The following is an 18,824-nucleotide window of genomic DNA, read 5'->3' on the forward strand; positions in this document are numbered from 1 at the left end:
CAGAATAGCGCTGAGGTCTGCCTCGTGAAGAAGGTGTTGCTGACTCATACCAGGCCTGAATAGCTTCATCATCCAGCCAGAAAGTTATGGAGCCACGGTTGATGAGGGCTTTATTGTAGGTGGGCCAGTTGGTGATTTTGAACTTTTGCTTTGCCACGGAACGGTCTGTGTTGTCGGGAAGATACGTGATCTGATCCTTCAACTCAGCAAAAGTTCGATTTATTCAACAAAGCCCCAGTGAACAGGAAGTTTACTGGCTTAATTACAGTAATATAGTGTATCGCTATGCTCACTGAGTCTTAGATCTCCACCGTCGGTCTAATATTCGCACTCCTGCTAACAACCGGTAATCAAATCGTCCTCCGGCATTGAAAGTTAATACCCAAATCAGGATGATGGATGCACATACTGGTACAGCGCGACCACTTATGCAGGCGTCTCTGTCAGGTTTGTTGCCAGGATGACCCGCATCAGGGACAGGGCCGTTCTGTTATCCGCAGGAGAAAATATGTCACTCAAGGCTATCGCCGCCGAACTCGGGATCTCTGTCACCACAGTCAGCCGGGCGCTTGGCGGATTTTCGGACGTTTCCGCTTCGACCCGTGCACGTGTGGAAGCGGAAGCACGGCGTCGTGGTTATCGCCCGAATACCCTGGCAAGACGTCTCAAAACCGGTAAAACCGATGCGGTCGGCCTGGTCTTCCCTGAACATGCTGTACCGTTCAGCAGCAGTGTGTTTATGGATATGGTCAGTTGTATCAGCCGGGAACTGGCCCGCCATGATATTGACTTACTGCTGATAGCCGATGATGAACGGGCTGACAGCCACAGCTATATGCGTCTGGTCGAAAGCCGCCGGGTTGATGCCCTTATCGTGGCGCACACGCTGGATAATGACCCGCGTCTTACACACCTGCAGGAGGCCGGTATTCCGTTTCTGGCACTCGGTCAGGTGCCGTCCGGTCTTCCCTGTGCCTGGTTTGACTTTGATAACCATGCGGGAACCTGGCAGGCCACACAGCACCTGATTGCCCTGGGCCATCAGCGAATTGCCCTGCTGAGTGAGGACAACTCCCGTGCCTACGTCACTGCACGACGTCAGGGATGGCGCGATGCCCTGAGTGAACATGGTCTGCCTGAAACCTGGCTGCGCCGGGTCTCTCCCACCCGACGCGCAGGTTACCAGGCCGTGACTGAGTTAATGTCACTTCCGCTTCCCCCGACGGCCATTATTACCGACAGTGACCTGATCGGTGATGGCGCGGCCATGTCGCTGCAGTTGTCCGGTCATCTGTCCGGAGAGGATGCCGTCTCTCTTGTGGTTTATGATGGTCTGCCGCAGGACAGTATTATTGAACGGGATGTGGCTGCAGTTCTTCAGTCAACACGACATCGCGTCGGTCGTCAGGTTGCCGACATGATACGCCAGCTGGTCACGAATGTTTCACCTGAAATGCTACAGGTACTCTGGCAGCCGGAATTTCATCCTGGCAAGACAACGTTTGCTCCCTCCGCCTGATTTTTAACCCGCTCACAAATCCGAATCGTTTCGGTTGCTATCCGAAACGATTCGGATCAACAGTAAGGCATACCCGAAAACGGAGATGTCTTATGGAACCGATGTACCGCAGGCTGACCAGTCCCCGCTCAGACCTGATTATTAAAACCCACCCGTATGCAGAGATTGTCTGGTGGGGATCCGCCCTGAAACACTTTTCACCGGATGACTGTATCAGCCTGGAAAGGCCGGTTGCGAATGGTCGTCTGGATACCGACACCCCACTGACGCTGATGGCCGAAAACGGTGCGGGACTTTTTGGCTCACCGGGGCTGGAGGGACACCGCAACGGGCTGGATGCGTCCCCTGTGTTCCGTACCATCAGCGTGGTACAGGCCGGAGAATCACTCACCCTGACCAGTGAGGATGCAGTGGCGGGTCTGCGCATGGTCAGTGAACTGGTGCTGACATCGTCCGGTGTGCTGAAGATGCGTCATGCCCTGACCAACCTCCGTGAAGGGGACTGGCAGGTGAACCGCTTCGCCATCACGCTCCCTGTGGCTGAAAGGGCAGAGGAAGTCATGGCCTTCCACGGACGCTGGACTCGTGAGTTTCAGCCGCACAGGGTTCGTCTCACACATGACGGTTTTGTGCTGGAGAACCGCCGGGGCCGGACGTCCCATGAGCATTTTCCGGCGCTGATTGCCGGTTCCCCCGGTTTCTCAGAACAGCAGGGCGAGGTGTGGGCCGTACATCTGGGCTGGAGTGGCAACCATCGCATGAAATGTGAGGTCAAAACTGACGGACGGCGTTACCTCCAGGCAGAAGCGCTGTGGATGCCCGGAGAAAAAGCCCTGAAGCAGGATGAGACCCTGTACACGCCGTGGCTGTACGCCAGCCATTCCCCGGAGGGGCTCAATGGTATGAGCCAGCAGTACCACCGTTTTCTGCGCGATGAAATCATCCGTTTTCCTGAGCAGAAACCCCGTCCGGTGCACCTCAATACCTGGGAAGGTATTTATTTTGACCACGACCCGGACTACATCATGCAGATGGCCGGACGTGCGGCAGCGCTTGGCGTTGAACGTTTCATTATCGACGACGGCTGGTTTAAGGGGCGCAATGATGACCATGCGGCTCTGGGCGACTGGTATCTGGATGAACAGAAGTATCCGGACGGACTGATGCCGGTGATTAACCATGTGAAATCACTCGGCATGGAGTTCGGTATCTGGGTGGAGCCGGAAATGATTAACCCGGACTCTGACCTCTTTCGCCGCCATCCTGACTGGGTACTGTCAATGCCGGGGTACACACAACCAACCGGGAGACATCAGTACGTTCTCAACCTGAACATTCCTGAGGCCTTTGCTTACATTTATGAACGCTGTTTATGGCTGCTGGGCGAACACCCTGTTGACTATGTGAAATGGGACATGAACCGCGAGCTGGTCCAGGCCGGGTATGAAGGTCGGGCGGCGGCGGACGCGCAGACCCGTCAGTTTTACCGGCTGCTGGATCTCCTGCGCGAACGTTTTCCCCGTGTTGAGTTTGAGTCCTGCGCTTCCGGCGGTGGACGTATCGACTTTGAGGTTCTGACCCGCACGCACCGCTTCTGGGCTTCTGACAACAATGACGCCCTGGAGCGCTGCACCATACAGCGTGGCATGAGTTACTTTTTCCCGCCGGAGGTTATGGGGGCACACATCGGTCATCACCGCTGTCATGCCACCTTCCGGCAGCACAGCATTGCCTTTCGCGGTCTGACGGCCCTGTTCGGTCATATGGGACTGGAGCTGGATCCGGTAACGGCCGGAGAAGAGGAATCCGCCGGTTACCGCCGCTATGCCTCGCTCTACAAAGAATGGCGGCAGCTTATCCACACGGGCACCCTGTGGCGGGTGGATATGCCGGATGCGGCGACACAGGTGCAGGGGGTGGTCAGCCCGGATCAGTCGCAGGCGCTCTTCCTGGTGAGCCAGCTTGCCATGCCGGATCACACCCTGCCGGGTGCCCTGCGTTTTCCGGGGCTGGCACCACAGGCCCGTTACCGGCTTCGTGTTGTTGACCATCCGGATATTCAGCTGGTCGGTGAAGGCGGGCATACCATGCGCAGGCTGCCCGGCTGGATGAACCAGACCTCCGACATCAGCGGGGAATGGCTGGCGCAGGCCGGTATTCAGCTTCCCGTGCTGGATCCGGAAAGCGCCATGCTGATTGCCCTTGAACGTGTGGCATAAAAGGACCGGAGCCGGTCACGGCTCCCTGCACTCAGTCCCGTGAGGATAACAATAATGAATACTGTCAGTACTCATAAAAACCCCGATTTCTGGATCTTCGGTCTGTTCTTTTTTCTCTACTTTTTCATTATGGCAACCTGTTTCCCGTTTCTGCCCGTCTGGCTGTCAGACATTGTGGGGCTGAGTAAAACGGATACCGGGATTGTTTTTTCATGCCTGTCCCTGTTTGCCATCAGCTTCCAGCCGCTGCTGGGGGTCATCTCAGACCGTCTTGGCCTGAAAAAACACCTGATGTGGATCATCAGCCTGCTGCTGGTCCTGTTTGCACCGTTCTTTCTGTACGTTTTTGCGCCGTTGCTGCGGTTCAACATCTGGGCCGGAGCGCTGAGCGGCGGGGTTTTTATCGGCTTCGTTTTTTCTGCGGGAGCCGGTGCCATCGAAGCCTATATTGAACGTGTCAGCCGCAGCAGCGGATTTGAATACGGTAAGGCCCGGATGTTCGGCTGTCTGGGCTGGGCGCTGTGTGCCACCACGGCAGGGCTGCTTTTCAACGTGGATCCGTCCCTGGTGTTCTGGATGGGGTCCGGCTGCGCATTGCTGCTGGTCCTTCTGGTGGCGCTGGCGCGTCCCGGAACCAGTCAGACAGCGATGGTCATGAATGCGCTGGGTGCCAACTCGCCCGTGATTTCCGCCGGAATGGTGTTCAGTCTGTTTCGTATGCGTCAGATGTGGATGTTCGTGCTTTACATGATTGGGGTGGCCTGCGTCTATGACGTGTTTGACCAACAGTTTGCCACGTTCTTCCGTGCATTTTTTGACACGCCACAGGCGGGGATCCGGGCATTTGGTTTTGCCACCACGGCTGGCGAGATTTGCAATGCCATCATAATGTTCTGCTCCCCCTGGATAATCAACCGCATTGGTGCCAAAAACACACTGCTTGTCGCGGGTCTGATTATGACCATCCGCATCACAGGGTCGGCCTTTGCCACCACGGCAACTGAAGTGGTGATCCTGAAAATGCTGCATGCCCTTGAAGTCCCGTTCCTGCTGGTTGGTGCGTTCAAATATATCACCGGCGTGTTTGATACCCGGCTGTCGGCCACCATTTATCTGATTGGCTTTCAGTTCTCCAAACAGCTGGCGGCGATATTCCTCTCAACCTTTGCAGGTCACCTGTATGACCGCATGGGGTTCCAGAACACCTATCTGGTACTGGGCGGTATTGTCCTTGCGGTCACAGTGATATCGGCTTTCACCCTGAGCAGTACTCGTAAACCGGCTGCCCCGTCAGCAGAAACCGCTACAGCACAGACGGAGGTTCGCTTATGAAAAAGCGTCTTGCCTCTGCACAGGCTGCACTTGACACACTCCGCGCCCGTCGTGGTGATACCTGGTACCCGGTTTTTCATCTGGCTCCGCCTGCCGGATGGATGAATGATCCGAACGGGCTTATTTATTTCAGCGGTCGCTATCACGCATTCTTTCAGCACCATCCGGCAAGTGAACATCAGGGCCCGATGCACTGGGGACACGCCACCAGTCCGGACATGCTGCACTGGCAGCATGAGCCGGTTGCGCTGGCACCCGGTGATGAACATGACCGGGATGGCTGTTTTTCCGGCAGCGCAGTGGACGACAACGGCGTGCTGTCGCTTATCTACACCGGTCATCTCTGTCTGGAGGATCGGGGGGATGACAGCATCATCCGCGAAGTCCAGTGTCTGGCAACCAGCCGTGACGGCATTCACTTTGAGAAACAGGGCTGCGTGCTGACGCCACCGGAAGGCATCATGCATTTCCGTGACCCGAAGGTCTGGCGGGAAGGGGGATACTGGTGGATGGTTATCGGCGCGCGGGATGCCTCTGACACCGGTCAGGTGCTGCTGTATCGCGGCACATCCCTGCGGGACTGGCGCCCGGAACGGGTTCTTGCGCAGTCGGCAGCCGGAGAAAGCTATATGTGGGAATGCCCGGACTTTTTCCACTGTGGCGACCATCACTGGCTGATGTTCTCCCCGCAGGGGATGATGTCCGGCGGATACCGGTTCCGCAACCGCTTTCAGAGCGGAGTGTTACCGGGCCACTGGCAGCCGGGGTCCGCCTTTGCCCAGAGCGGGGCATTTGAAGAACTGGATCACGGTCATGATTTTTATGCCCCGCAGTCCCTGGTCGCGGAGGACGGACGGCGCATCATCATGGCCTGGATGAATATGTGGGACTCCCCGATGCCCACAAAGCGTGAGGCCTGGGCCGGATGTCTGACCCTGCCGAGGGAACTTTTTGAACGCCATGGTCGTCTGTGTCAGCGTCCGGTTCGCGAAGCCGAATCCCTGCGCGGGACGTGCCAGCCGTTACACCCTGTCAGGCTCAGTGGCACGCAGTTGCTGGCTGAGAACGCACAGGCCGTGGAACTGGGGCTGACGTGGCATACCCTCGACAGTCAGGCAGAGCATTACGGCATCCGCCTGGGAGACGGGCTCCGGCTGTATGTGGATAACCAGGCAGGACGGCTGGTGCTGTGGCGTCACTACCCGGATGAGGGGCTGGACGGTTACCGCAGTATCGCGCTGCCTGACGCAGAATATCTGACGCTCCGGGTTTTCCTGGACCGTTCATCGGTGGAAGTGTTCGTTAACGATGGCGATGCCACCCTGTCCAGCCGTATTTACCCGCAGCCCGGAACCCGCCGGTTGTCGCTGTATGCGGCTCACGGCGAGGCTGTGCTGACGGACGGCTCACTGTGGACGCTGGCCTGAAACAATTCCACTGCCGTCGGTGACGGCAGTACTTTCGGTTCACCCGTAATGAAGGAAAGCACAATGGGATTACTGGGCAGGATTAAACAACTGATAAGTGAAGATGAGAAACCGGCGGAAGTCACCCGCGTGATGGCACCGCTGTCCGGTGAAATTGTCCCTCTGGACACGGTACCGGATGCGGTGTTTGCCGGGAAAATTGTGGGGGATGGTATTGCCATCCGCCCTTCCGGCGGCGATACCCTGGTGGCTCCTGTCAGCGGCACTATCGGTAAAATACTGGAGACAAACCACGCGTTTTCCATCCGCACCGACAGTGGTACTGAACTGTTCGTGCACTTCGGCATTAACACGGTTGACCTCAGGGGAGAGGGTTTCCGGCGTATTGCTCAGGAAGGCCAGCGGATCAGCACCGGTGACCCCGTCATCGGGTTTGACCTTGCGTTACTTCAGCAGAAAGCACAGTCCACGCTGACACCGGTGATTGTGGCGGATTCTGACCGTGTCCGGGAGATAACCCTGTTCTCCGGCCCGGTCATCGCCGGAGAAACGCCGGTTTTTGATATCAGCAGCCAGTAAGCACCATGAGTGAGGATATCGCCAGCGGGCAGCCGGTATCAGGAAAGGCCGCACATCTGGCCTGGTGCGGGCTGGTAGCCCTGCATCTGGCCCGCCGGGATGGCCGGATTGCGTCAAAAATCCAGGAAAACCTGTTTCTGAACCGCTGGCTGAACACGGCACTGAAACAGCACCGTTTTCCCCGTGAAGTCGCACCACATATCAGAGCCCTGCTGAGCGAAAGCGGGGCGAAAGATATCCGCAGCAGGCTGGAGTATCTGTGGCAGGCCTGCTCCGGTGATGTGTCGGTACAGACTGACCTGTTCCGCCTGACATTCGCCCTGGAAACCATCAGGGAGCAGGGCTGGTGCTGGCGGATACTGAGCGACCGGGAATGGGAGGGGCGTAATGCCGTGGTTCCGGACGGGGATGCCGGCAGCATTTATCTTTCCCGCTCACGTCTTGAGGCGGCATTTGATCATCAGGGGAGGCTGCTGCATCCCCTGACCGCCCGGCTGACCGGCGATGTGCCTGCCCTCGCGGCCCTGCTCCGGGATGCGGGCTGGTATCCGGTTCCAGCCGGAACCACGGATATGGCGATGTTTGAGCTGTCTGTCTTCCGCTGAATATGACTGATAAAAATCATGGAGTACGAATGAGTACAGTAAAAGTATGGGTTCTCGGTGATGCCGTGGTGGATTTATTACCGGAGAAGCCGGGCACGCTGTTGCAGTGCCCTGGTGGTGCGCCTGCCAATGTTGCCGTGGGCGTGGCCCGACTGGGGGGGCTGAGCGGGTTTGTCGGGTGTGTGGGGGATGACCCTTTCGGGCGTTTTATGCGCAAAACCCTGGCTGATGAGGGCGTGGACACGGCGTATATGCATACCGACCCTCTGCACCGGACTTCCACAGTGGTGGTGTCGCTGGTGCCGGGTGGTGAACGAACCTTCACCTTTATGGTGCGCCCTTCGGCAGACCTTTTCCTTACCCCTGATGATTTACCGCCCTTCCGTGCCGGTGAATGGCTGCATACCTGCTCCATTGCCCTGAGTGCAGAGCCCTGCCGCAGCGCCACGTTTCAGGCCATGGAGAACATCCGGCAGGCTGGCGGCAGGGTCAGCTTTGACCCCAACATCCGGACTGACCTGTGGCAGAGCGCGTCGCAACTGCGTGAGTGTCTGCACCGGGCGCTCATGCTGGCGGATGTGGCAAAGGTATCGGAAGAGGAACTGTTCTTTATCAGCGGTGAACAGGATGTCCGGAAGGGAACCGATGTTCTGGCATCACGTTATCCCCTGGCACTGCTGCTGGTCACCCTGGGAAAGGATGGCGTGATGGCTCGCTGGCAGGGAAAAAACCTGTACTTCCCGGCAACACCGGTGGTGAGTGTGGACACGACCGGTGCCGGTGACGCCTTCGTGGCAGGTCTGCTGGCAGCGCTGGCGGCAGAGGGGATGCCCTCCGGTGAGCAGGCACTCACATCCGTCATTGCACAGGCCCAGCGCTGTGGAGCGCTCGCCACGACAGCAAAAGGTGCCATGACAGCGTTACCCCGTCGCCAGGATTTACTGAAACACCCCTGACCGTTTCCTGCCCGTAACCGTTGTGCACGTTATTTTTGTTGCGGGTGGCTAAATCGATTTAGCTGTCAACAATACCTCTGTTTTTTTACAAGGATATAAAAATGAAAAAACACATTCTCTCGTGTGCCATTCTGCTGGCCTGTTCCCCGGTCTTTGCGGCGGGGAATACCGACAGTATTGAAGCCCGGCTGGCGGCCCTGGAAAAACGGCTTCAGGATGCTGAAACCCGTGCTCAGAAGGCTGAATCACGGGCAACCGCTACAGAGCAGCAGGTGCAGCAACTGGCCGCCACCCCGGCGACACAACCGGTTGTGCCACAGACCGTATCCGTACCACCGGAAAAGAAAGCGGACAACAGTGGTTTTGAGTTTCACGGCTATGCCCGCTCGGGTCTGCTGATGAACGATGCCGCATCCGGCAGCAAAAGTGGTCCGTATCTGACGCCTGCCGGAGAGACCGGCGGCCCGGTCGGGCGCCTCGGGAATGAGGGGGACACTTATGTGGAAACCGTGTTTGAGCACAAAAAGACGCTCGAAAGCGGGGCCACCACCCGGTTTAAGGTGATGCTGGCGGATGGTCAGAAAACCTATAACGACTGGTCGGCGGACTCCAGTGACCTTAACGTCCGCCAGGTGGTGGCTGAACTGGGAAATCTGCCGGACTTCACCGGTCCGCTGAAGCACAGTACGGTCTGGGCGGGTAAACGTTTCGATCGTGACAACTTTGATATCCACTGGCTGGACTCGGACGTGGTTTTCCTCGGCGGAACCGGGGGCGGTATCTATGACGTGAAATGGAACGACACCCTGCGCAGTAACTTCTCCCTGTACGGACGCAATTTCGGGGAGATGGAGGATATCGATAACAACGTCCAGAACTATATCCTTACCATGAACCACTATGCCGGGCCGTTCCAGCTTATGGTCAGCGGTCTGCGGGCAAAGGATAATGATGACCGCAGGGACAATAATGGCGACCTTATCCATGCCAGTGCCGCCAGCCACGGTGTGCATGTGCTGGCCGGACTTCACAATGACAGTTTCTGGGGATTACGTGAGGGGACGGCGAAAACAGCACTTCTGTACGGGCACGGCCTGGGGGCGGAGGTGAAGGGGATTGGCTCTGACGGTGCACTGCGCAGTGATGCGGATACCTGGCGTCTTGCTGCATATGGTACCACCCCGCTCGGAAACGGCTGGCATATCGCCCCGTCAGTCATGGCGCAGGGCAGTAAGGATCGCTATGCCCGTGGAGACAGTTATGAATGGGTGACCCTGAACACCCGCTTGATTAAGGAGGTGACGCAGAATTTTGCGCTGGCGTTTGAGGGCACTTACCAGTATATGGATCTGAAACCTGAAGGGTATAAGGACCGCAATGCTGTTAACGGCAGTTTTTACAAGCTGACGTTTGCGCCCACCCTCAAGGCAGGAGGTCTGGGGGACTTCTTCAGCCGTCCGGAACTGCGTCTGTTCGCCACCTGGATGGACTGGAGCAGCAGACTGGATAACTACGCCAGTGATGATGCTTTCGGCGGTAGCGGGTTTAATGCAGGCGGGGAATGGAATTTTGGCGTTCAGATGGAAACCTGGTTCTGAACACTAACGCTCCCGGTGTACCGGGAGCGTTGCCGGTCATTGTCCCGTAAATGAAAGCGTTGTTCATCAATAGGAATTTAAACCCCAAAAAGATTAAAAAAACACCTGAAAAAGGGCACTTTCTCAGCATCGTCACACATGCCATAACTTCGACGTCATCAATTAAATGGACTTCATTGATTGATACCGGGTATCGTGACGGGAGCCTGTTTAGGATTCTGTGTAAATGCCTTTTCTCAGAAGTGACCGTCCAGGCGGTCACCGAACTCGATAATAAAGCGGCTCATTGCCATTCGCCAGTCCTTCAACGGCATCGTCCATTTCTGGGACGCAGACTGGATTGCCAGCCACACCACTTTATTCACCGAGTCGTCTGTCGGGAACACTTTACGCTTTTTGATCGCATGGCGGATCACGCTGTTTAGCGACTCGATGGCATTCGTCGTATAGATCACTTTGCGGATGTCCGTTGGATAAGCGAAGAACGTGGCAAGATTCGGCCAGTTAGCCTGCCAGCTTCGGCTTATCTGAGGATAGCGACTGTCCCAGGCCGCAGCGAACGCTTCCAGTGCCTGCTGACCTGCCTCTTCCGTGGGAGCTTGATAAATCGCTTTCAGGTCGCGAGTGACGGCCTTGTAGTCCTTCCATGACACGAAGCGCAGGCTGTTGCGCACCATATGCACGATGCATAACTGGATGCGGGCCTTCGGATATACTGTGTTGATGGCATCCGGGAAGTAAGCGCCCCGTGCAGGACGTAGAGTAAGATTTAGTTTACAGGCAGGGTGACGTTCCAGGGCAACAGCTCTTTCACGCGGTTGGCAGGCCAGGTGTTGATTACGGCTATCACGTGCCGCAACCAGGCTTCCGGTTCGATGCCGTTCAGTTTGCAGCTACCTATCAGGCTGTACATCACTGCCGCACTGTCACCGCCACTGTCTGAACCGAAGAACATATAGTTACGGCGACCCAGCGCCACCACCCGCAGCGCGTTTTCGCACAGATTATTGTCTATCTCCACCCAGCCATTGCGGCAGTATTCATTCAGCGCATCCCATTGCTTCAGCATATAGGCGAACGCCTTCGCCGTATCTGAGTGTCGTGACAGTGCCGCCACCTGCAACTGGATCCAGTCATACAACGACTGCATCAGCGGCACTGTTCTGCTTTTCCTGACCGCCAACCGCTTCTCTGCCGGGCTGCCGCGGATCTCCGACTCTATGGCATATAACTGACCGATGCGGTTTAGCGCCTCCGTGGTGATAACCGTCGGGTGACGGACGTGAACATCGTGGATTTTGCGCCGGGCATGCGCCATACAGGCCGCTTCGGTTACCCGCCCGTCTTCGTAGAGCGCGTTGTAACCCGCATACGCATCCGCCTGCAGCACGCCACGGTACTCCGCCAGATGTCGCTGCGGGTGGATGCCCTTGCGATCCGGCGAGTAAGAGAACCACACCGCCGCCGGCATCACTGACCCGCCGTTACGATCATCACGAACGTAGACCCACAGACGCCCGGTGCGGGTTTTGCCGCTTCCCGGCTCCAGCACATTCACCGGCGTGTCGTCTGCGTGCACTTTACCCGGCATCAGCACATAGTGGTTCAGCTCGTCATACAGCGGACGCAACAACTCTCCCATGGTATCGACCCAGCGCCCCATCGTATTGCGGCTCAGCTCCACGCCCTGTCGGGCATAGATCTCCGCCTGGCGGTACAGCGGCAGATGTTCGGCGAACTTCGCCATGATGATGCGGGCCAACAGGCCCGGGCTGGCGTAGCTGCGCTCGATCGGTTTCGGCGGCAGCGGTGCCTGCACGATGCTGTCGCACCGGCTGCAGGCCAGCTTCGGACGAACCGTTTCGATAACCCTGAACGCGGTGTTGATGATATCGAGTTGTTCTGAGACGCTTTCACCCAGTGATTTCAGCTTCCCGCAGCAGACGGGGCATTCTGTTTCCTGTGGCGGGATGACCTTTCTGTCGCGGGGAAGTGTGGCCGGAAGCGCCTTGCGGGCCGGGGAGTCTGAGGTCTTATCGCCCGCACCGCCTGCCATGGTGGTCAGTTGCGATTGTACGGCACCCAGTTTGTCCTGGAGCTCGGTGATCCGTTTTTCTGCCTGCGCGATTTTCCTTTCGATTTTCTCGCGGTTTTTCTCGCTGCTTCGCCCGAACAACATCCGCTGAAGTTTGGCTATCTGCGCCGTGAGCGCTGCTATCTCACGACCATAGCCGGTTATCTCGCCGGACAGGCGCACGATGACGGCCTGCTGTGCGAGGACGAGAGCTTTCAGTTGTTCGATATCGTCGGGAAGCGTGGTATTCATATCCCTGTTTTATCACGGGTTATATCCGTATACCAGGCCGTTCCATGCGCTGCGGGTGCTTCCAGTTTATGCCCTCAAGTAGCATGGCAAGCTGCGCGGGTGTCAGATGCACTTTGCCGTCCCGGGTGGCAGGCCAGACGAAGCGGCCACGCTCAAGTCGCTTGATGAACAGGCACAGGCCGTCAGCGTCAGCCCACAGCACTTTGATCATGTCCCCCCGTCGTCCCCGGAAGATGAAGACCTGGCCGGAGAACGGATTGTCTTTCAGTGCGTTCTGCACCTTCGAGGCCAGCCCGTTGAACCCGTTGCGCATATCGGTCACACCAGCGACTATCCAGATACGTGTCCCCGCTGGCAACATACTCATTGCGCACCTGCTTTGATTTCGCCGATCAACATGCGCAGAAGTTCGGGGGTCATCTGCCCCTTTATTCGCAGGGTGCCGAAGGGGAGTTCCAGCTCGCAGCAGGGGCTGTCGACGGAAGGCTGCAGTGTGATTTGTGTCGGTTGTTCGGCAACTCGCTCTGTTTCAGTGAGGGTGACTGGCAGGAGCAAGGGAGTATCAACATGAGGGCGGAGTAACCCACGTTTATACAGGTTGCGCCAGTTAAACAGCAGGTTGTCGTTAATCCCGTGTTCACGCGCCAGCAGTGCGACATTGGCGCCCGGAGCCAGAGCTTTTTCGGCCAGTGCGATTTTGAACTCACGGGGAAAATTCGGTCGCCGTGGTCGCTTACGAACGGCGGGTTCTTCGGGAAAAACAGGTTCAGGGGCCTGGGGCTGGTGTGCTGCGTCCTTACCGGGATAAAGCAGGGATGCGAGTTTTTCGGGCCGCATATCAACAGGCAACGGCCAGCTTATTTCGTGCTTTGCGAAGCGGGCAAAAAAATCACAGATAGTGCTTTTAGGAATACCCAGACGGCGACCGACTTCGAGCCGGGGTAAATGTTCATCAAAATGTAAGCGCAACGCCTCGGGGAGTAATGTCCGGTATTTCATAGTGATAATGTCCATTATAAATGATGGACATTATTTTCTCTGAACCGGAGGGACACCGACAGACGTCCTCTATGAGGCGCTTACNCGGGGTAAATGTTCATCAAAATGTAAGCGCAACGCCTCGGGGAGTAATGTCCGGTATTTCATAGTGATAATGTCCATTATAAATGATGGACATTATTTTCTCTGAACCGGAGGGACACCGACAGACGTCCTCTATGAGGCGCTTACTCCGGGAAGCCTTTCAGGCCATCCACACAGGCGATGAGGATATCGTTCAGACCGCGGTTTTTCAGTTCAGTCAGCACATTGAGCCAGAACTTCGCCCCTTCATTTTCGGCCAGCCACATACCCAGCAGTTCCTTCTGACCTTCGATATTGATGCCCAGTGCCAGGAACACCGATTTGTTGATGACGCGACTGTCCTGCCGAACTTTCAGGACGATACAGTCAAGATAAACAATGGGGTAAACAGCATCCAGTGGTCTGTTTTGCCATTCTACAACCTGCTCCATCACGGCATCGGTGACCTGAACCGCCCCGGGAATCCTGGAGACTAAACTCCCTGAGAAAGAGGTAAACAGGATGACTAAAAATACACGTTTTTCCCCCGAGGTCCGTCAACGGGCAGTTCGTATGGTTCTGGAAAGTCAGGGCGAATATGACTCACAATGGGCGGCAATTTGTTCCATTGCCCCAAAGATTGGCTGTACACCAGAGACTCTGCGTGTGTGGGTTCGTCAGCATGAGCGGGATACCGGGAGTGGTGATGGTGGACTCACCACCGCTGAACGTCAGCGTCTGAAAGAGCTGGAACGTGAAAATCGTGAACTGCGCCGCAGTAACGATATCCTTCGCCAGGCTTCCGCTTATTTTGCGAAGGCGGAGTTCGACCGCCTCTGGAAAAAATAATGCCGCTGCTGGATAAGCTGCGTGAGCAGTACGGGGTCGGACCGGTATGCAGTGAACTGCATATTGCCCCGTCAACGTATTACCACTGTCAGCAACAGCGACATCATCCTGATAAACGCAGTGCCCGTGCTCAGCGCGATGACTGGCTGAAGAGAGAGATACAGCGCGTATACGATGAAAATCATCAGGTGTACGGTGTGCGTAAAGTCTGGCGCCAGTTGTTACGCGAAGGTATCAGGGTGGCCAGATGTACAGTGGCGCGCCTCATGGCGGTTATGGGACTTGCCGGTGTTCTCCGGGGTAAAAAGGTCCGTACTACCGTCAGCCGGAAAGCCGTTTCCGCAGGCGACCGCGTAAACCGTCAGTTCGTGGCAGAACGTCCTGACCAGCTGTGGGTGGCTGATTTTACTTACGGTGTGCCCGGAGTTCAGGGCGGGCATGGATGCTTAAATGAACCGCGAGTCTGTCTGGAATATTGAACCGGTAACTCACGATGAGAAACCCAACAATCCCACCGGGTGTGACGGTGGAGAACCTGAGCGGCAGTGACCTGCGGCATGCCCGCAGGGTGATGTAACCCGCTGACAACGGGGATTGAGGCGAGATCACTAAGCCGAGATGATCCTCAAGGTTAAGTACTGAAAGGCTGAAGAACATGAACCCGTTAATCCGCCTCTGTGGGTTGAAAACGTCACCACGGCCTACGTGATCTGACAGGCCGTGCAGGAGGNGGCGAGATCACTAAGCCGAGATGATCCTCAAGGTTAAGTACTGAAAGGCTGAAGAACATGAACCCGTTAATCCGCCTCTGTGGGTTGAAAACGTCACCACGGCCTACGTGATCTGACAGGCCGTGCAGGAGGAACTGGCAGTGATACGTAAGCACTGCCGGTCGAAGGTGTTTTGACATGTATGCGAAACACCGGGGCAGCAGCGTCTATCACGCTTGCGTTGCTGACTTCTGCCAACTTGCGGCAAGCAAGGATAAAGAGTGCGACGGGCAGCCTCCTCAGTATGCCTGAGTCCAGGCAGGTAAACCGGGGAAGGTCAGCGACGGATGTTAAGGGGGCATGGCTCCGATGACGCGCTGGCTGGCGGAGCTTCCGTAGTAGTCCGCGATGGGGAAAGTCCATTACATGGCGAAGGGAAGCAGTTTGAATGTGTTTGCGACGTGAATTAACTGACCTAACGAGGTGAAGACCTTTGATAATCAGCGAAATGCAACGCAAGCTTGCCACATGGGCAGTCACCGATCCGTCCCTACGGATTCAACGGCTGCTGCGTCTGATAACACAACCAGAATGGCTGGCTGAAGCGGCGCGGATCACGCTTTCATCAAAGGGGGCCCATACCCCCGGCGTTGATGGCGTGAACAAAACAATGCTACAGGCCAGACTGGCTGTTGAGCTGCAAATCCTCAGGGATGAATTACTCTCAGGCCACTACCAGCCCTTGCCCGCCAGACGGGTTTACATCCCTAAAAGCAACGGCAAACTGCGACCACTGGGTATCCCCGCGTTGCGGGATCGTATTGTTCAGCGGGCCATGCTGATGGCGATGGAGCCGATATGGGAGAGTGATTTTCATACGCTCTCATATGGCTTCCGGCCTGAGCGCAGTGTCCACCACGCTATCCGCACGGTGAAATTACAGCTCACAGACTGTGGTGAAACCCGGGGACGCTGGGTGATTGAAGGCGACCTGTCCAGTTACTTCGACACCGTACATCATCGACTGCTGATGAAGGCTGTACGCCGCAGGATCAGTGACGCACGTTTCATGACTCTGCTGTGGAAAACCATCAAGGCGGGACATATCGATGTCGGTCTCTTTCGGGCGGCCAGTGAAGGTGTGCCACAGGGCGGTGTTATATCGCCGCTATTATCGAACATCATGCTGAATGAGTTCGATCAATACCTGCATGAGCGCTACCTGAGCGGGAAAGCCAGAAAAGATCGGTGGTACTGGAATAACAGTATCCAACGGGGCCGAAGTACGGCGGTCAGAGAAAACTGGCAGTGGAAACCCGCGGTGGCGTACTGCCGCTATGCCGATGATTTTGTCCTCATCGTCAAAGGCACCAAAGCACAGGCGGAAGCCATCAGGGAGGAGTGTCGGGGTGTGCTCGAAGGCAGTCTGAAACTCAGGCTGAACATGGATAAGACTAAAATCACCCATGTTAATGACGGCTTTATCTTTCTGGGGCACAGGATCATTCGCAAACGCAGTCGTTATGGCGAGATGCGAGTGGTCTCAACGATCCCGCAGGAGAAAGCCAGAAACTTCGCCGCATCGCTGACAGCACNGAAACTCAGGCTGAACATGGATAAGACTAAAATCACCCATGTTAATGACGGCTTTATCTTTCTGGGGCACAGGATCATTCGCAAACGCAGTCGTTATGGCGAGATGCGAGTGGTCTCAACGATCCCGCAGGAGAAAGCCAGAAACTTCGCCGCATCGCTGACAGCACTGTTATCAGGCAACTACAGTGAAAGCAAAGTCGATATGGCTGAACAACTCAACCGAAAACTGAAAGGCTGGGCCATGTTCTATCAGTTCGTTGATTTTAAGGCCAAAGTCTTCAGTTATATCGACCGTGTCGTGTTCTGGAAGCTGGCTCACTGGCTGGCCCGCAAATACCGTACAGGTATCGCTTCCCTGATGAGGTGGTGGTGTAAATCACCGAAACCGGGTCAGAGCAAAACGTGGGTTTTATTTGGTAAAACCAATCACGGCAAGCTCAGCGGCGAAATACTGTACCGGTTGGTGGGGCAAGGCAAGAAGCTGTTCCGCTGGCGGCTACCCGAAGGTAATCCCTATCTGAGGACGGAGACCAGAAACACGTATACATCGCGCTTTACAGAAGTGGCAATGGCGTTCGCCAGCATTTAAATGGAGAGCCGGATGCGCTGAAAGGTGCACGTCCGGTTCGGGGAGGAGAGGCAGGGAAATAGTCCGACTACGCCCTGCCTCTTACTCTACTCTGGACAGGCAAGCGTTGGGCTTACCTTGCTGTTGTTCTCGATCTGTTCGCAAGGAAACCTGAGGGTTGGGCAATGTCATTCTCACCGGACAGCAAGCTGACATCAAAGCGCTGGAAATTGCGTGGGAAGCTTGTGGTAAACCCGCCGGAGTGATGTTCCACAGTGACAGTAATAATGCCGGTGTCAGTCTTTACCACCACTCAGTTTGCCGTTTAACCCGATTGGTGTGATTACTGATGCAGTGAAGACCTTTCCGCATCACATCACTACAAATATTGATTTTTAATTGTTGGATTCGCACCAGATTTCACCTCTGTAGGGTATTCAAAAATGCTCAGTTATTACTGATGCCTAAACTGCAGCGTTGCGGGCAGGTAGCGTTGTAGCGTTTCGGGCGTATCGCCCTCGATCAATTGGCTTATCAGATCATAGCAGTGCCAGGCCAACTGGCGGTTATCCTGCTGTACGGTATCGATACGCAGCGACAGCGAATCATAAAGATAGTGATCGTCAAAGCTCGTCAGATGGATATCTGAGTCGAGTAAATGGTGCTGGCTCATATAGCGCAGTACCCCTTCGAGCAGTCCACAGGCGGCAGTGAACAGCGCCTTAGGCGGCCGCCCAAGTCGCGCGCAGAGTGCGGCGAACATCTCATAGCCTGAGCTCGGGTGGTAGTTACCGTTAATCACCCATTCCGGGCGCAGTGCAATACCCGCCTGAGCCAAACCCTGCGTGAAGCCGGTCAGACGATCGCGTGAAGGCGACAGACGCGACTGACCGCCTAAAAACCAGAACTCATCGCTATGCTTAGGTGCAATGCGGGAAATCAGTTCCGCCGTTGGGGTAATCGAATCAGTCATCACCAGCGGCAGCAGGCTTTCATTAGGACAACGGTCAAACAGCACTACTGGCAGTTGTTGGCTGAGCTTAAGATAGTCGGCATCGTTGTGCATACATGAAGCGACGATCAGACCGTCAACCTGGCGGGAAATCATGTTATTGACCACCACGCTCTCCTGACCGGGGTTTTCATCAGTACAAGAGATCAATAGCTGGACGCCTGCTTCGCGGCACAGCATTTCCAGCTCATGTGAAAAGACCGCAAAGCCGTGGTTGGTGATCTCCGGCACCACCAGTCCGATGGTGTGGCTGCGGTTGTCGCGCAGCGAGCGGGCGTGAATGCTTGGCTGATAGTGCTGCTCACGGGCAATCGCCAGTACTCGCTCACGCGTTTCCTGCGCCACACGCAGCTCCTTACCACGACCGTTCAGTACTAGGCTGGCGGTCGCTTTTGAGACGCCAGCCTGTTCGGCGATATCTTTAATGGTTACGCGTTTAGTTTTCATTACGACGCCATGAGCTTGA

Annotated in this window: 15 protein-coding genes, 5 pseudogenes and 1 other annotated feature; of the genes and pseudogenes, 11 read left to right on the plus strand and 9 right to left on the minus strand. The window is 56.1% G+C overall.

Translation table 11 applies throughout. The annotated features are described in order from the left end of the window. On the minus strand, positions 1 to 202 hold a 202-nt coding region (locus tag B9P82_RS26095; RefSeq protein WP_210404999.1), incomplete at its 3' end, for a transposase. Between the two features lie 306 nt (positions 203 to 508). On the opposite strand from B9P82_RS26095, the gene B9P82_RS26100 reads away from it, so the two are divergent. The 8 genes from B9P82_RS26100 (at position 509) to B9P82_RS26135 (ending at position 10,235) form a co-directional block, all read left to right on the plus strand. Beyond that, a complete protein-coding gene (locus tag B9P82_RS26100) occupies positions 509 to 1,519 on the plus strand; it encodes a substrate-binding domain-containing protein (protein ID WP_101701261.1) in 1,011 nt (336 codons plus the stop codon). A gap of 92 nt (positions 1,520 to 1,611) precedes the next feature. Then, entirely contained in the window at positions 1,612 to 3,738 is a 2,127-nt protein-coding gene (locus B9P82_RS26105; RefSeq protein ID WP_101701262.1) for an alpha-galactosidase, read from the plus strand. Between the two features lie 54 nt (positions 3,739 to 3,792). Then, entirely contained in the window at positions 3,793 to 5,070 is a 1,278-nt protein-coding gene (locus B9P82_RS26110; protein ID WP_101701263.1) for an MFS transporter, read from the plus strand. Then, entirely contained in the window at positions 5,067 to 6,497 is a 1,431-nt protein-coding gene (locus B9P82_RS26115; RefSeq protein WP_101701264.1) for a glycoside hydrolase family 32 protein, read from the plus strand. The genes B9P82_RS26110 and B9P82_RS26115 overlap by 4 nt, the downstream gene beginning before the upstream one ends. Before the next feature lie 63 nt (positions 6,498 to 6,560). Further along, on the plus strand, positions 6,561 to 7,076 hold the full coding sequence (gene crr, locus B9P82_RS26120; RefSeq protein WP_101701265.1) for a PTS glucose transporter subunit IIA: 516 nt from the start codon (positions 6,561 to 6,563) through the stop codon (positions 7,074 to 7,076). A gap of 5 nt (positions 7,077 to 7,081) precedes the next feature. Further along, positions 7,082 to 7,681, plus strand: coding sequence for a DUF2913 family protein (locus B9P82_RS26125; protein ID WP_101701266.1), 600 nt, complete (start codon positions 7,082 to 7,084; stop codon positions 7,679 to 7,681). Positions 7,682 to 7,710: 29 nt separating this feature from the next. Continuing rightward, positions 7,711 to 8,637 (plus strand): aminoimidazole riboside kinase, encoded by a 927-nt coding sequence (locus B9P82_RS26130; protein WP_101701267.1) that lies wholly within the window; start codon positions 7,711 to 7,713, stop codon positions 8,635 to 8,637. A 101-nt stretch (positions 8,638 to 8,738) separates the two neighbouring features. Continuing rightward, entirely contained in the window at positions 8,739 to 10,235 is a 1,497-nt protein-coding gene (locus B9P82_RS26135) for a carbohydrate porin (protein WP_101701268.1), read from the plus strand. 236 nt (positions 10,236 to 10,471) lie between these two features. On the opposite strand, the gene B9P82_RS26140 is transcribed toward B9P82_RS26135, so the two are convergent. The 7 genes and pseudogenes from B9P82_RS26140 to B9P82_RS26160 all read right to left on the minus strand — a co-directional run. Then, a complete protein-coding gene (locus B9P82_RS26140) occupies positions 10,472 to 10,912 on the minus strand; it encodes a transposase (protein ID WP_371412093.1) in 441 nt (146 codons plus the stop codon). Next, a pseudogene (locus tag B9P82_RS29550) lies at positions 10,906 to 10,965 on the minus strand (EAST1 family heat-stable enterotoxin); the annotation flags it as partial. The gene B9P82_RS26140 and the pseudogene B9P82_RS29550, both read right to left, overlap by 7 nt. Positions 10,966 to 11,004: 39 nt before the next feature. After that, positions 11,005 to 12,561 (minus strand): IS66 family transposase, encoded by a 1,557-nt coding sequence (locus B9P82_RS26145; protein ID WP_101701269.1) that lies wholly within the window; start codon positions 12,559 to 12,561, stop codon positions 11,005 to 11,007. Between the two features lie 19 nt (positions 12,562 to 12,580). Continuing rightward, positions 12,581 to 12,928 (minus strand): IS66 family insertion sequence element accessory protein TnpB, encoded by a 348-nt coding sequence (gene tnpB / locus B9P82_RS26150; RefSeq protein WP_101701270.1) that lies wholly within the window; start codon positions 12,926 to 12,928, stop codon positions 12,581 to 12,583. Further along, the gene (gene tnpA / locus B9P82_RS26155) at positions 12,925 to 13,560 is read right to left on the minus strand and encodes an IS66-like element accessory protein TnpA (protein WP_101701275.1); all 636 of its coding nucleotides are present in this window, start codon (positions 13,558 to 13,560) and stop codon (positions 12,925 to 12,927) included. The genes tnpB and tnpA overlap by 4 nt, the downstream gene beginning before the upstream one ends. A gap of 75 nt (positions 13,561 to 13,635) precedes the next feature. Beyond that, positions 13,636 to 13,738 (minus strand): annotated as a pseudogene (locus tag B9P82_RS29555) (IS66 family insertion sequence element accessory protein TnpB); the annotation flags it as partial. 52 nt (positions 13,739 to 13,790) lie between these two features. Continuing rightward, positions 13,791 to 14,129, minus strand: a pseudogene (locus B9P82_RS26160) (transposase); the annotation flags it as partial. Positions 14,130 to 14,145: 16 nt separating this feature from the next. Between B9P82_RS26160 and B9P82_RS26165 the strand changes: the two are divergent. The 3 genes and pseudogenes from B9P82_RS26165 to B9P82_RS29170 all read left to right on the plus strand — a co-directional run. Continuing rightward, positions 14,146 to 14,885: pseudogene (locus B9P82_RS26165) on the plus strand (IS3 family transposase); the annotation flags it as partial. Continuing rightward, positions 14,427 to 14,543 (plus strand) — a sequence feature (AL1L pseudoknot). Its footprint overlaps the pseudogene before it by 117 nt. Positions 14,886 to 15,690: 805 nt before the next feature. Beyond that, the gene (gene ltrA, locus B9P82_RS29560) at positions 15,691 to 17,367 is read left to right on the plus strand and encodes a group II intron reverse transcriptase/maturase (protein ID WP_371412094.1); all 1,677 of its coding nucleotides are present in this window, start codon (positions 15,691 to 15,693) and stop codon (positions 17,365 to 17,367) included. Positions 17,368 to 17,447: 80 nt separating this feature from the next. Then, positions 17,448 to 17,635, plus strand: a pseudogene (locus tag B9P82_RS29170) (DDE-type integrase/transposase/recombinase); the annotation flags it as partial. Positions 17,636 to 17,800: 165 nt separating this feature from the next. Here B9P82_RS29170 and B9P82_RS26185 read toward each other — a convergent pair. After that, positions 17,801 to 18,805: a LacI family DNA-binding transcriptional regulator gene (locus B9P82_RS26185; protein ID WP_003029591.1), complete on the minus strand. Its 1,005-nt coding sequence runs from the start codon at positions 18,803 to 18,805 to the stop codon at positions 17,801 to 17,803. Positions 18,806 to 18,824: the final 19 nt, after the last annotated feature.

The sequence above is a fragment of the Citrobacter sp. L55 genome, from assembly GCF_002850715.1.
Taxonomy (GTDB): Bacteria; Pseudomonadota; Gammaproteobacteria; order Enterobacterales; family Enterobacteriaceae; genus Citrobacter; species Citrobacter braakii.

Bases quoted from the DNA above. Each gene is read 5' to 3' on its own strand.
- B9P82_RS26100 (WP_101701261.1), top strand. From the start codon at position 509: ATGTCACTCAAGGCTATCGCCGCCGAACTCGGGATCTCTGTCACCACA.
- B9P82_RS26105 (WP_101701262.1), top strand. From the start codon at position 1,612: ATGGAACCGATGTACCGCAGGCTGACCAGTCCCCGCTCAGACCTGATT.
- B9P82_RS26110 (WP_101701263.1), top strand. From the start codon at position 3,793: ATGAATACTGTCAGTACTCATAAAAACCCCGATTTCTGGATCTTCGGT.
- B9P82_RS26115 (WP_101701264.1), top strand. From the start codon at position 5,067: ATGAAAAAGCGTCTTGCCTCTGCACAGGCTGCACTTGACACACTCCGC.
- crr (WP_101701265.1), top strand. From the start codon at position 6,561: ATGGGATTACTGGGCAGGATTAAACAACTGATAAGTGAAGATGAGAAA.
- B9P82_RS26125 (WP_101701266.1), top strand. From the start codon at position 7,082: ATGAGTGAGGATATCGCCAGCGGGCAGCCGGTATCAGGAAAGGCCGCA.
- B9P82_RS26130 (WP_101701267.1), top strand. From the start codon at position 7,711: ATGAGTACAGTAAAAGTATGGGTTCTCGGTGATGCCGTGGTGGATTTA.
- B9P82_RS26135 (WP_101701268.1), top strand. From the start codon at position 8,739: ATGAAAAAACACATTCTCTCGTGTGCCATTCTGCTGGCCTGTTCCCCG.
- B9P82_RS26140 (WP_371412093.1), bottom strand. From the start codon at position 10,912: ATGGTGCGCAACAGCCTGCGCTTCGTGTCATGGAAGGACTACAAGGCC.
- B9P82_RS26145 (WP_101701269.1), bottom strand. From the start codon at position 12,561: ATGAATACCACGCTTCCCGACGATATCGAACAACTGAAAGCTCTCGTC.
- tnpB (WP_101701270.1), bottom strand. From the start codon at position 12,928: ATGAGTATGTTGCCAGCGGGGACACGTATCTGGATAGTCGCTGGTGTG.
- tnpA (WP_101701275.1), bottom strand. From the start codon at position 13,560: ATGAAATACCGGACATTACTCCCCGAGGCGTTGCGCTTACATTTTGAT.
- B9P82_RS26185 (WP_003029591.1), bottom strand. From the start codon at position 18,805: ATGAAAACTAAACGCGTAACCATTAAAGATATCGCCGAACAGGCTGGC.